General features: G+C 62.2%; 11 protein-coding genes. 2 read left to right on the top strand and 9 right to left on the bottom strand.

Annotated elements, in window-relative coordinates; all coding sequences use genetic code 11:
* The first annotated feature begins 401 nt into the window (after positions 1-401).
* Positions 402-1,949: an FAD-linked oxidase C-terminal domain-containing protein gene (locus VFW72_RS06710; RefSeq protein WP_329673508.1), complete on the top strand. Its 1,548-nt coding sequence runs from the start codon at positions 402-404 to the stop codon at positions 1,947-1,949.
* On the opposite strand, the gene VFW72_RS06705 is transcribed toward VFW72_RS06710, so the two are convergent.
* Genes VFW72_RS06705 through VFW72_RS06665 form a run of 9 tightly spaced genes read right to left on the bottom strand, consistent with a single transcriptional unit; the run spans position 1,927 to position 10,351 of the window.
* Positions 1,927-2,664, bottom strand: coding sequence for a GntR family transcriptional regulator (locus tag VFW72_RS06705; RefSeq protein ID WP_329673507.1), 738 nt, complete (start codon positions 2,662-2,664; stop codon positions 1,927-1,929). The two genes, VFW72_RS06710 and VFW72_RS06705, sit on opposite strands and share 23 nt — an antisense overlap.
* Positions 2,661-3,062: an oxalurate catabolism protein HpxZ gene (gene hpxZ / locus VFW72_RS06700; RefSeq protein ID WP_329673506.1), complete on the bottom strand. Its 402-nt coding sequence runs from the start codon at positions 3,060-3,062 to the stop codon at positions 2,661-2,663. The genes VFW72_RS06705 and hpxZ overlap by 4 nt, the downstream gene beginning before the upstream one ends.
* The gene (locus tag VFW72_RS06695) at positions 3,059-3,736 is read right to left on the bottom strand and encodes an isochorismatase family cysteine hydrolase (protein ID WP_329673505.1); all 678 of its coding nucleotides are present in this window, start codon (positions 3,734-3,736) and stop codon (positions 3,059-3,061) included. The genes hpxZ and VFW72_RS06695 overlap by 4 nt, the downstream gene beginning before the upstream one ends.
* Positions 3,733-5,355, bottom strand: a complete 1,623-nt coding sequence (locus VFW72_RS06690) for an ABC transporter ATP-binding protein (RefSeq protein WP_329673504.1) — start codon at positions 5,353-5,355, stop codon at positions 3,733-3,735. Before VFW72_RS06690 ends, VFW72_RS06695 begins: the two co-directional genes overlap by 4 nt.
* Before the next feature lie 9 nt (positions 5,356-5,364).
* Positions 5,365-6,072, bottom strand: a complete 708-nt coding sequence (locus tag VFW72_RS06685; protein WP_329673503.1) for an isochorismatase family cysteine hydrolase — start codon at positions 6,070-6,072, stop codon at positions 5,365-5,367.
* Positions 6,069-7,112 carry a formamidase gene (locus VFW72_RS06680; RefSeq protein WP_329673502.1) on the bottom strand — a complete coding sequence of 348 codons (1,044 nt, stop codon included), beginning with the start codon at positions 7,110-7,112 and terminating at the stop codon, positions 6,069-6,071. Before VFW72_RS06680 ends, VFW72_RS06685 begins: the two co-directional genes overlap by 4 nt.
* Positions 7,113-7,131: 19 nt before the next feature.
* Positions 7,132-8,055 carry an ABC transporter permease gene (locus VFW72_RS06675; protein ID WP_329673501.1) on the bottom strand — a complete coding sequence of 308 codons (924 nt, stop codon included), beginning with the start codon at positions 8,053-8,055 and terminating at the stop codon, positions 7,132-7,134.
* Complete coding sequence (locus tag VFW72_RS06670) at positions 8,052-9,203, bottom strand: ABC transporter permease (protein WP_329673500.1); 1,152 nt, start codon at positions 9,201-9,203, stop codon at positions 8,052-8,054. The genes VFW72_RS06675 and VFW72_RS06670 overlap by 4 nt, the downstream gene beginning before the upstream one ends.
* A 29-nt stretch (positions 9,204-9,232) precedes the next feature.
* Positions 9,233-10,351: a BMP family ABC transporter substrate-binding protein gene (locus tag VFW72_RS06665; protein ID WP_414638781.1), complete on the bottom strand. Its 1,119-nt coding sequence runs from the start codon at positions 10,349-10,351 to the stop codon at positions 9,233-9,235.
* Between the two features lie 244 nt (positions 10,352-10,595).
* Here VFW72_RS06665 and VFW72_RS06660 point away from each other — a divergent pair, with 244 nt between their 5' ends.
* Positions 10,596-12,419, top strand: coding sequence for an acyl-CoA dehydrogenase C-terminal domain-containing protein (locus VFW72_RS06660; protein WP_329673499.1), 1,824 nt, complete (start codon positions 10,596-10,598; stop codon positions 12,417-12,419).
* The last annotated feature ends 63 nt before the right edge of the window (positions 12,420-12,482 follow it).

Raw genomic sequence — 12,482 nt, 5'->3', positions numbered from 1 at the left:
ATGGCCAAGCGCTGCCCCGAGCAAGACACTGCCTGGGCTTCAGCCGCCCCGCCCACAGCTCAGGATGCCGCCATGATCGCTCGAACCCCCAACCGCCCCCAGCCCATTCCCTTTGGCCACCCCAGCGCCGCTGGCATGCCCCCGCCGCGGCCAAAGGTCGCCCCTGCCCGCAGAGCTCTGGGCTCTCCCCAGACGCCCAGCGGCACGCGTTGCGCCAAGTTTCTGGGACAAGGTACGTTGAGCGTCCAGTCAAGCCTCACGGGGCGCCTATACCGTTTCCAAGGGTACGGGCACAGTCTGGCCATTGATGCGCGCGACGCCCTCATGTTGGGACGCATTCCCGACCTCATGTTGCTTTGACCTCGATGACGGCGCTCGGCGCTGCGGTTAAAGTGACGCAGATGGACACCACGGTCACCCTCCCGCAGCCGCCGGACGCACCCAGCAACGCACCGGTTGACGCCACCCAACGCTCGATTCGCCAGCAGGCTGTTGTCGCCGCTTTGCTGAAGGTGCTGCCCGCACACAGCGTGTTGTGGCGAGACGAAGCGGTTGCGCCTTACGAGTGCGATGGCCTGACCGCCTACCGCCGCAGACCGCTGGCGGTGGCCTTGCCAGAAAACCATGAGCAGGTGGGCGCCGTGCTGGCGGCCTGCTATGCCCTTCAGGTACCAGTTGTGGCCCGGGGGGCAGGCACCGGTTTGTCCGGGGGGGCCATGCCAGACAGCATGGGCGTCACCCTGTCACTGGCGCGCCTGACCCGTATTGTGCGAATCGACCCCTTGAGCCGCACGGCCGTGGTCGAGTGCGGCGTGCGCAATCTGGCCATCAGTGAAGCAGCGGCCCAGCACGGCCTGTACTACGCCCCCGACCCCAGCAGTCAGATTGCCTGCAGCATTGGCGGCAATGTGGCGGAAAACGCCGGGGGCGTGCATTGCCTGAAATACGGGCTGACTGTGCACAACGTGCTGCGGGTTCGCGGCTTCACCATAGAAGGCGACGTGCTCGAACTGGGCAGCGAGGCCCTGGATTCGCCCGGGCTCGACCTGTTGGCAGCCTTCATTGGTAGCGAGGGCTTGCTGGGGGTGGTCACCGAGGTCACTGTGCGCCTACTACCCAAGCCGCAGGTGGCTCGCTGCCTGCTGGCCAGCTTTGACGACGTCAGCCAAGCGGGCAACGCCGTGGCCGCCATCATCGGCGCCGGCCTCATTCCGGCCGGACTGGAAATGATGGACCGTCCGATGACGCAAGCCGTGGAAGACTTCGTGCATGCCGGCTATGACCTCCAGGCCGAAGCCATCTTGCTGGTGGAAAGCGATGGCACAACGGAAGAAGTCGAAGAAGAGATCGCGCGACTGACCTCGGTGCTGCAGGCGGCTGGCGCCACCCGAGTCGACCTGAGCCAGTCGGAAGCCCAGCGCCTGCGCTTCTGGAGCGGCCGGAAAAACGCCTTCCCGGCCACGGGCCGCATCAGCCCGGACTACCTGTGCATGGACGCCTCCATTCCACGCAAGCAACTGGCCACCATGCTGCAAGCCATCCAAGGCATGCAGCAGACCTACGGCTTGCGCTGCGTGAACGTGTTTCACGCCGGCGACGGCAACATGCACCCGCTGATTCTGTACAACGCCAACGACGCTGACCAACTGCGTCGTGCCGAGGCATTTGGCAACGACATCCTTCGCACGGCGGTCTCGCTGGGCGGATCGATCACGGGCGAGCACGGCGTGGGCATCGAGAAACTGGACGCCATGTGCGTGCAGTTCAGCGACGACGAACGCGCACAGATGCTGGCCTTCAAAGCGGCATTCGACCCGCTGGGGCTGCTGAACCCCGGCAAGGCCATTCCCATGCTGAGCCGCTGCGGAGAAACACGCCCCGGCCCAGGTGGACCGACGGGGCGCTCGCCGGCTTTAGAAGCAGCGCTCAAAGACCTGCCACGCTTCTGACGTCTGCCGCGCGCTGGCGTGCCTGATAGAGCATGTCCAGGGTGATGTGACGCACTTCCAGCTTGCTGTGCTCGATGTGCGCCTTGAGCAGACGCACCGCCTCGTCGGCCTTGCGCCGACTGATGGCACGCAAGATCCGAGCGTGTTCATCGTAAGTGGCCTCCACCCGCGCGACCTTGGTGAAATCGAGCCGGCGAATGATGCGAATGCGCTCAGTGATGTCGCTGTGCACTTTGAGCATTTCCTGGTTGCCCGTGGCGTGCACCAGCGCCGAATGGAAGGCCTCATCGAGTTGATCGACCGCCCCGCCGACCATCAGACGCTCAGCCGGCTTGACGAGCCAGACCTCGGCCAGCTCAGTCAGATAGGGCCGATCCTCGGCTTCACACAGACGCATCACCGCATGGGTTTCAAGCAGCACCCTCAGGTCATACAACTGATCAAACACCTCGAAGTCCAGCGGAGTAACCTGCCAACCGCTTTTGGGAAACACCTGCAGAAAGCCCTCGCGCTGCAGGCGCTGCAAGGCCTGTCGCAAAGGTGTGCGGCTGACTTGCACCAGGCCAACCAGATCTCCTTCAGAAAAACGATCGCCTGGCAGCAAGGCGAAATCGAAGATCAACTGCTTGATGTGGACGTAGGCGCGGTCAGCCAGCGACGCACCTGCGCCAATGGGCAGCGTCGCGAGGGTACCGGCGCGCTCGGGAAGGGTCATGGTGTGGGCCAAGGAATCATGCTGACATGCGCAGACACGATTTTCCAACCATTCGGCAATCGAGCCCAGGTTTGGGTCTGGAAACCACGAAGTTCGGTATCGCTGCGGGTGAACTCGCACATCACCACAGCCATGTCCCGCGCCCAGGTGCTGATCCGAATGGCATGCAATTGACGCGTGAACTGAGGGGCTGGCACGGATTGGCGATAAGCCACGAGTTCATCATGGCCATGCTGCCGATCTGCGATGCCGTAGCGCGTGACACGCGGGTCTTGCCAGAAAAAATCATTCAAGGCCTGGACATCATTGGCCATCAGCGCTTGCTCATACCGATCGAAACACGCTCGCACTTCCCTGTGCACGACAGGGTTATCGATGTCAGCAGGTGTCAGACTCACACGGCCTCCCCGAGCAAAGCGACCAGAAGCGCCTCGCTCATCGCCGTCCAACCGACGATGGCCCCTTGTGCCCGAATCATTTCGATGGCGGCGGCCTTGAAGGCGGGGAAATAGCTGTCAGTGCCATCTTCAATGAGCAGGCACTCGTAGCCTCGGTCATTGGCTTCTCGCATGGAGGTTTGCACACACACTTCGGTGGTGACCCCCATGAAGATCAGGTGGGTGATGCCCGCCCCCTCCAATCGCTCTTGCAAACCGGTGGCATAGAAGGCCCCTTTTCCTGGCTTGTCAATGACCCACTCGCCCTCGATGGGGGCCAGTTCGGGCACGATGGCGTGCCCCGGTTCACCGCGAATGAGGATGCGCCCCATCGGCCCTGCATCGCCAATGCGCAAGCTGGGGTTGCCGCGTTGTCGTTTGGCTGGGGGGCAGTCAGACAGATCGGGCAAGTGGGCTTCGCGGGTATGGATGACCAAGGCCCCGATCTGGCGCCAGGTGTCCAGCACCCGGCGAACCGTCGGGATGATGGCTTGCAGCGGCGTCACGTCGTTGCCAAGAGAGGCCCCAAAGCCGCCCGGCTCGACGAAATCACGTTGCATGTCAATGATGACCAGCGCCGTGTGCGCAGGGTCAAAGGCATAGGCAAAGGGTTGCGCATCGACACGGCAAATCATGCGGCCTCCTTGTGTGTGCCGGATGAGGGCGCATGGTGATGCCCGCCCATGAAGGTGCCCAGCACGTGGCGATCGGCTTCGTGGGCATCGCACTCGTGCACGATGTGCCCCTCACTCATGACCACAATGCGGTCGGCCAATTTCAGGAGTTCATCCAGGTCTTCGCTCAACAACAACACAGCCCCGCCCTGATTGCGCACGGCCATGATGCGGGCATGGATCTCGGCGACAGCAGCAAAATCCAGACCGAAGACCGGGTTGGACACCAGGAGCACATCGACCTGCCCCTCCAACTCTCGCGCCAACACCGCGCGCTGCACATTGCCGCCCGACAGGGATCGGATTGGCGCCCCCGCCCCTTGTGTCTTGACCTTGTAGGCCTCAATGAGGCCTTGCGCCTGGGTGGTCAGCACGCTGGTACGCAACCAGCCCAAGCGAGCCGCAGGGGCTTGATCAAAACGTCGCAAACCCATGTTCATGGCCACACTCAAGCCACCCACACAGGCATTGCGCAGAGGCTCTTCCGGCAAGCTGCGCACATGCAGGCGTTGGTTCTGTTCGCGCCGCGCCTGGTAGCGTTCCTCGCCAATCCACACCGTCCCACCAGCGCGATCGCGCTGCCCCACCAGGGCCTCCATCAACTCGCGCTGGCCGTTGCCCGATACGCCGGCCACGCCGACGATTTCTCCCCCACGCACGCTGACTGACAGATCCTTGACCGCGAGGTCACCCCGGTCACCCAGAACGGACAATCGATCCACCCGCAGGCGCATGGGGGCTTGGGGAAAGGGCTCACGCGACATGGGACCGGCAGGCGATGCCACTTCTGCCATCGCCGAGGCTGGGGCCGAGGGGCTGCCTGCGGTCTGCCCCATCATCTCGGCACCCAACAGAGTCGGGTTCGTATCCGCCACGCGATGGCTGCCCATCAAGGTGCCTCGGCGCAGCACACTGACGTCGTCGGCCACCTCCATCACCTCGCGAAACTTGTGCGAAATCATGATGACCGACACCTCCCCCGCATGAGCCCGATCCCGCAGGGCACCCAGGACTTCATCGGCCTCCTGAGGTGTCAGCACCGAGGTGGGTTCATCCAGAATCAAGAGGCGGGGCTTGAGATAGAGCTGCTTGAGGATTTCCAGCTTTTGCTTTTCGCCTGCGGAGAGGTCCACCGGGCGTGCATCGAGATCCAGCTTGAACGGGGTGGTGGCCAGGAAAGCCTCCAATTCGGCCCGTACTTTGCGCCAGGGAATGAAGGCGGGCAGCTCGCCCTTGGCCAGCAGCAGGTTCTCGGCCACGGTCATGCCTGGCACCACGGTGAAGTGCTGGTAGACCATGCCAATGCCCAACTGCCGGGCCACCACCGGTGAGGTGATGGCATGTTCGCGCCCATCAATCAGCACAGCCCCACCATCGGGCTGGTGATAGCCCACAATCGCCTTGACCAGGGTGCTCTTGCCTGCACCGTTCTCACCCAACAAAGCGTGCACGGTGCCCGGCCTGACATCAATGGACACGTTGTCCAGCGCCGTGAAACTGCCGAAGCGTTTGGTGAGTTGGTAGGTCGACAGGGCCAAGGCCCCGGTCTTTGGGGGGGCGGGGTCCAGTGGCGCGGTCATGGTCTCACCTCACAAACTTTGAAGGGCCCGAATGACCGCTTTGGAGTCTGAGACGGCCCCAAAGACTCCGCCCTGCATCTTGATCATCTGGAAGGCGGCGGCATGGTTGCCGGGGTCGGTGGCGCCGGTGCAATCGGTCAGCATCACGCACTCGAAGCCGCGGTCGTTGGCATCGCGCATGGTGGTGTGCACACACACGTCGGTGGTAATGCCTGTGAGGATGATGTTGTCGATGCCCTTGGTACGCAGGATCAGTTCCAGATCGGTGGCGTAGAACGAGCCCTTGCCCGGCTTGTCAATGATGGGTTCGCCATCAATGGGGTACAACTCAGGAATGATGTCCCACCCGGGTTCACCGCGCACTAGGATGCGACCACAGGGGCCCTCATCGCCGATGCCCACGCCATTGGTGCCAATCTGGCGCGAGCGCCAGCGTTTGTTGGCGGGCAGATCGCTCAGATCGGGCCGGTGGCCCTCTCTGGTATGGATGACCAGGATGCCAGCCTGTCTCGCGGCAGCCAAGAGCGCTTTGATCGGTTCAATCGGCGCACGTGTGGCTGTGATGTCATAGCCCATCTTGTCGACATAACCACCGGGACCACAGAAGTCGGTCTGCATGTCGATGATGATCAAGGCCGTGTTCGAGACGCGCAGGTCGCCGTTGTAGGGCCAGGCATAAGGCTGGGCATCGACATAGGTGCTGGCGGGCTGGCTCATGCGGCCTCCTGAAGCTTGGCAATGGTGGGAGTCAAGAGATTGGGCATCTCGCCCTCAAACGTTCGCGTGGGCGCATCAAAGCCACAGGCGCGGCCGTCGGTGTGCGCGACCTGGTCTTCCCAAGGCAAACGGGCACGACCGGCCACCATGTCTTGCATGAAGGTATAGGGGCAGTCCTGCGCCCCGCCTTTCACGGCCACATAGCCACGGTGGAAGAACTGATAGATGTTGTTCTCGACACCCCAGTGCTGACGAGCCTCTCGCACCAGATCGGCGCGAATCTCGGCACAGATGATTTCGTCGGGGCGTCCGCCGCCTTGGGCCATCACCGTGCCATCAAAGTTGCACACCATGGCTTCGCCCATCGAGTCGAAGGTGCCATCGCTGCCGCACAAACACACGCTGGCCGTCACCATCAGGTTCTGGAAGGCATTGGCCTGATTCGTGATCTGCCAAGCATGGCGAATGGGTGCGGTGTAGCCCGCCGTGCGAATCATCAACTCGGCGCCTTGATAGGCACATTCGCGCGCCATTTCCGGGAACATGCCGTCATGGCAAATGATCAGCGCCAGCTTGACACCCCGTGGCCCTGTGATGACGGGGATGCCCATGTTGCCGGGCTCCCACGGCTCCACCGGCACCCAAGGGTGGTATTTGCGGTAGTAGAGCTGCAGTTGCCCCTGGTCGTCGATGATCAGACCGGTGTTGTAGGGATTGCCGCCCGGGTTCTTCTCCATGATGGAGAAGCAGCCCCAGATGCGATGGGCCACGCAAGCCGCTTTGAAGGCGGCCACCTCGGGTCCATCCAGCGTCACCATCAACTCGTCTGCGGTGCTCATGGACAAGCCGTGCAGCGAATACTCGGGAAACACGACCAGATCCATGGCTGGATAGCTGCGCCGCGCTTTGCCCACCATGTCAACGATGCGCTGGGTTTGGGCCGCCAGTTGCGAGGGCGTCTCCACCACTGGCAATTGCAATTGCACCAGCCCCAAGGTCATGCCAGACGGGGTTTTGTTCAGGCCACCGAGTCCACTCATGTCTGCACTCCTATCCAGATCAACGCGACACCCCCAGCTCCATGGGCGCACCTTGCAAGGCGCGCTTGGGGCTGCAGGTCCACACCAGAATCAACAAGGTCAGGGCATAGGGCATGGCATTGAAGAGGTGATAGCCCCAGCCCATACCCACCGATTGCAGCGCAGGCCCCAAAGCACCGGCACCGCCGAACAACAAGGCCGCCCCCAGGCAAGCCATGGGGCGCCAACGCGCAAAGATCACCAAGGCCACGGCAATCAGGCCCTGCCCACTCGACAGCCCTTCATTCCAGCTACCTGGGTAATACAAAGACAAGGACGCGCCGCCAATGCCCGCAATGGCCCCACCCACGGTGGTGGCCAACACACGCACCGTGTTCACCGAATAGCCCAAGGCACGCGCCGCATCCGAGCTGTCACCCGCCATGCGCACAATGAGCCCCCAACGTGTATTGGCGAACGCCCACGCCATGGCCACGGCCAGCACCACCCCCAAGGGAAAGAGCGCGTTGATGCGCAAGGCCGCCTGCACTTGCGCCGAATCACTCCACGCGCCCCACTCGAACGACGGAATCTGGGGCGCCTGGGGTTGGATCAGTGGTTTGCCCAAATAGAAGGCCAGTCCCGCCCCCAGCAACATCAAGGCGATGCCCGTGGCAATGTCGTTCACGCGCGGCAGCGAACACAGCAAGCCGTGCAACAGGGCGAGCGCCGCCCCCACCAAGGCCCCAACGCCAACGCCCACCCAGGCAGAGCCTGACCAGTACGCGCCGCCAAACGCCGCCATCGCAGACAACACCAGCACCCCTTCCAATCCCAGATTGATGCGCCCGGATTTCTCGGTCAGGCACTCGCCCAGGCTCACAAACAGGAAGGGGGTGCCGACTCGAACGGCGCCACCCAGTACGGCCAGCGCCACATCGGCCCATAAAGAGACATCGCTCATGCGGCTTCCTTTCGGGGGGCTGCGGCAGAACGCTCGGCCCGCTCTCTCGCCAGGCGTTGCCGGCTGGTTTCATGGGCCACTTGAGCAGGTGCTCGGCTGGCCCGCTGCATCACCCCCTCACCCAGCTTGCCGCGCAGGGCATCGCTGGCCAGAATCAGCACAAAGGCAAAGCCTTGCAACACCAGCACCGAGGCATCTGGCAAATCGAGGCGACGCTGCAGCAGGCTGCCGGCGGCGCCAAAACCACCAAACAAAATCGCCACGGGGATCACGGCAATCGGGTTATGCCGCGCCACGAAAGACACCAGGATGCCGGTGTAGCCCAGGCCCACAATCAAGGAAGTGTTGGCCGCGGTGTGGACTGCCGCGACTTCAATGCCGCCAGCCAGCCCCGCAGCCCCCCCACCTAAGGCGCAAGCCGTGATGACCAGTCGGTCACTCGGCAAGCCCACCAAGCGCGCAGCGCGTGCATTGCCGCCGACCACCCGGGTCGCAAAGCCGTGGGTAGATCCGTACAGCCACAAGCCCACCAGCACACAGACCACGGCGCCAATGACCAAGCCCAAGTGCACTTCGTAGCCAGGAATCAGGCCCAGTTGCGCATCCACGGGCAAGGGCAAGGTCGAGGGCTTGTTCAGACTTTGCGGGTCGCGCATGGGCCCCTCGACAAAATGCTTGAACAAGCCAATGGCCAGATACCCCATCAGCAAGGAGCTGATGGTTTCGTTGACGCCACGGTACTGCCGCAAGACCCCGACCAGCGCCATCCACAGCGCCCCAGCCGCAGCCCCCGCCAACAGCACCGCCACGGTGCCCGACACGCCAACCGGGGGCACGAACAAGTAGGGCAGACCTGCACAGGCCAGCCCGCCCCACACCAGTGCCCCCTCCCCCCCAATCACCATCAAGCCTGCTTGATAGGGAATGGCCACGCACAGCGCCGTCAACATCAACGGTGCGGCACGTTGCAGGGTGTTCTGCCAGGAGAAGGCATCACCAAAGGCGCCCTTGAACAGCAGGCTCCAAGCCTCGATCGGATCGGTCCCGCCCAGCCACACGAAGCCACCAAACATCAGCACCGCCCCCGCCAGAGCCAGCAGGGGCAGCACGATGGCATCAAAGACCGCAGCCCAACGCAAGGAGTTCATGAGCGCCTTTCGGTTGACAGCGACCGCGATCAGATCTTGCCGATCACACCTTCAACGAGGTAGTTCATCTGCTCCAGGACCACATCCGTTTGCTTCATGGTGGTGCCCTTGGGGATCACCACCTTGCCGGTGTTGTCCTTGAGTTCGCCCTTGAAGATTTCAAACTCGTCTTTGAGCATGGCCGCCTTGATTGCGTCGGCTTGCTTGCGGGCCCCTTCCGGCACCATGGCACCGTAGGGCGAGGTCTTCACATAGCCTTCTTTCAAACCGCCACGCAGGAAGTTAGGGTGCGGCTTGCCTGTCATCGCCGCCTCGACAACCTGTTTGTAAGGCGTGACCCAGTTCCATTCGGCACCGGTCAAGTACGCATTAGGCGCGAGCTTGGCCTGGGAGGCGTGGTAGCCGCAGACATACTTGCCGCGCTTGGCGGCTGTTTCGACGATCACCTTCGGACCGTCTACGTGCATGGTGAACACATCGACCCCTTGGTCGGCCAGGCTGTTGGTGGCCTCGGCTTCTTTCACGGGCATGGACCAGTCGCCAGTGAAGATCACCGAACAGGTCACATCGGGCTTGACGGATCGCGCCCCCAAGGTGAACGCATTGATGTTGCGCAGCACCTGGGGAATGGGTTTGGCAGCGATGAAACCGATCTTCTTGGACTTGGTCATGTGCCCCGCGATGACCCCGTTGAGGTACTGGCACTCATCGATGTAGCCAAAGAAGCTCCCGACACTCTTGGGGTGCTTGGCCGCATCCCACAAACCGCCGCAGTGAGAGAAGCGCACATCGGGGTTCTTCTTGGCCACTTCCAGAATATGCGGATTGAAGTAACCAAAAGAGGTGGGGAACAGCAAGGTCGCCCCGTCCTGCGAGATCATGCCTTGCATGGTCTTTTGCACAGCCTGGGTTTCGGGCACGTTTTCTTCGCCCACCATCTTCACGCCAGGCATGGCCTTGATCGCCATGGCCGCTTCGTAGTGAGACTGGTTGTAGCCGAAGTCGTCTTTCGGGCCGACGTAGATCATGCCGATGGTCAGCGGCTTCTGCGCCAAAGCCAAGGGCGACAAGCCCATCAAGCCCGTTCCCACGCCGGCGGCGCCGACACCCATGATCCAGTCACGACGATTCCATTGCCCGTTAGCCATTCGCTTCTCCTTGCACCACTGCGTTGCATCCACCAGAAAATCTGATGTACCCGCTTGTATACAAGCAACGTGCGTGCCACATGACCCCGCGATGAAACCGTCTCTTCCACGGAGCATTGACCAGTCGAGCCAGACACCTTTTATTCCCCATCGCGGCAGCAATGTTCATGCAGGGGGTCGCGCAATTTCAAACGATCGTTTTAAATGTGCGATCGATTGAGTTTGCTTCTGATAGAGGTGCCCCATGCCGCAGTACAAAGCCCCCTTGCGCGATATGCGCTTCCTGATGAACGAGGTATTTGACTACCCCGGTCATTACGCCAAGCTGTCCAACGGCGCCGACGCCACTCCCGACATGGTCGAGGCCATCATGGAGGGTGCCGCCACCTTCTGCGAAGAAGTGCTGGCCCCGCTGAACCTGAGCGGCGACCAGGAAGGCTGCACCATTGACGATGGGGTGGTCACCACCCCCAAGGGCTTCAAGGAGGCCTACGCCGAGTACGTGGCGGGCGGCTGGCAGGGCCTGTCGCATCCGAAACAGTACGGCGGCCAGGAATTGCCCATGTCGCTGAACCTCATCAAGTCGGAGATGATGGGCACAGCCAACTGGTCGTTCACCATGTACCCCGGCCTGAGCCTGGGGTGCATGAACACCATCATGCAATTCGGCTCGGAGGCACAGAAGGATCTGTACATGCCGCGCCTGGTCAGCGGTGAATGGACCGGCACCATGTGCTTGACTGAGCCCCAGTGCGGCACCGACCTGGGCCAGGTCAAGACCAAGGCCGAGCCCCAGGCCGATGGCTCCTACAAGATCACGGGCACCAAGATCTTCATCTCTGCAGGGGAACACGATCTGGCTGACAACATCGTGCACATCGTGCTGGCACGCCTGCCCAATTCGCCCAAGGGCACCAAGGGCATTTCGCTGTTCATCGTGCCCAAATTCCTGGTCAAGGCCGACGGCAGCCTGGGGCCGCGCAACACCGTGAAAGCCGGCGCCCTGGAACACAAAATGGGCATTCGCGCCTCGGCCACCTGCGTCATGAACTTTGATGAGGCCACCGGCTACCTGATTGCCCAGCCCAATCAAGGCCTGGAAGCCATGTTCACCTTCATGAACACCGCCCGCATCGGCACTGCCGTGCAAGGCGTGGCTCATGCCGAACTGTCATACCAAGGTTCGCTGCCCTACGCCATGGAGCGCCGCTCCATGCGCGCCCTGTCAGGCAAGAAAGACGCCGACCAGATCGCCGACGCCCTGATCTGGCATGCCGACGTGCGCCGCATGCTGTTGACCCAGAAGGCCGTGGCCGAAGGCGGTCGCGCCATGATCTACCACGCTGCCAAGCTGGCCGACCACATGGTCAATGGCATTCTGGAAAAGGACCAGGCCAAGTACGACCGCTATGACGACAAGCTGGGCTTCTTCACGCCCATTCTCAAAGGCTTCCTGACCGAGATGGGACTCGAAGCCGCCAACCTGGGCATGCAGGTGTTTGGGGGCCACGGCTACATCAAAGAGCATGGCATGGAGCAGATTGCCCGCGATGCGCGCATTGCCACTTTGTATGAAGGCACCACCGGCATCCAGGCGCTCGATTTGCTGGGCCGCAAAGTGTTGCTGGCCACCCGTGGTCAGTGCGTACGCGACTTCACCAAGGAGATGCTGGGCTTCGCCGCCAAGCATTGCCTGGATGGGGACCCTGTTGGACGCATGGCCCGTGAAATGGCCAAGCGCGCCGTGCAGTGGAACGTGATCACCACCCGCCTGATGCTGCGCGCCGCCAAAGACCGCGACACGGTCAGTTCCGCCTGCTACGACTACCTGATGTACTCGGGCTTTGTGACCATGGGCTACTTCTGGGCCCAACAGGCACAAAAGGCCAAAGAGTTGCTGAACTCGGGCAAAGGACAGGAACCCGCCGAGTTCTACAAAGCCAAGATTCAGACCGCCGAGTTCTACTTCGAGCGACTGCTGCCGCGCGCTGACGGCCACAAGAAGGCCATGTTGGCCCCGACACGCGCGGTCATGCAGATGGACAACGAGCATTTCAGCTTCAGCTGACGGCACAAAAAAAGCAAGGCCCCGAGGGGCCTTGTGAAAGCATTGTCAGAGAGAGACAAGCAA

The sequence above is a fragment of the Aquabacterium sp. genome (genome assembly GCF_036273115.1).
In the GTDB taxonomy this organism is placed as follows: Bacteria; Pseudomonadota; Gammaproteobacteria; order Burkholderiales; family Burkholderiaceae_C; genus Aquabacterium.
The sequence above is the reverse complement of the archived record's forward strand: the minus strand, read 5'-3'. Positions and strand labels throughout refer to the sequence as shown.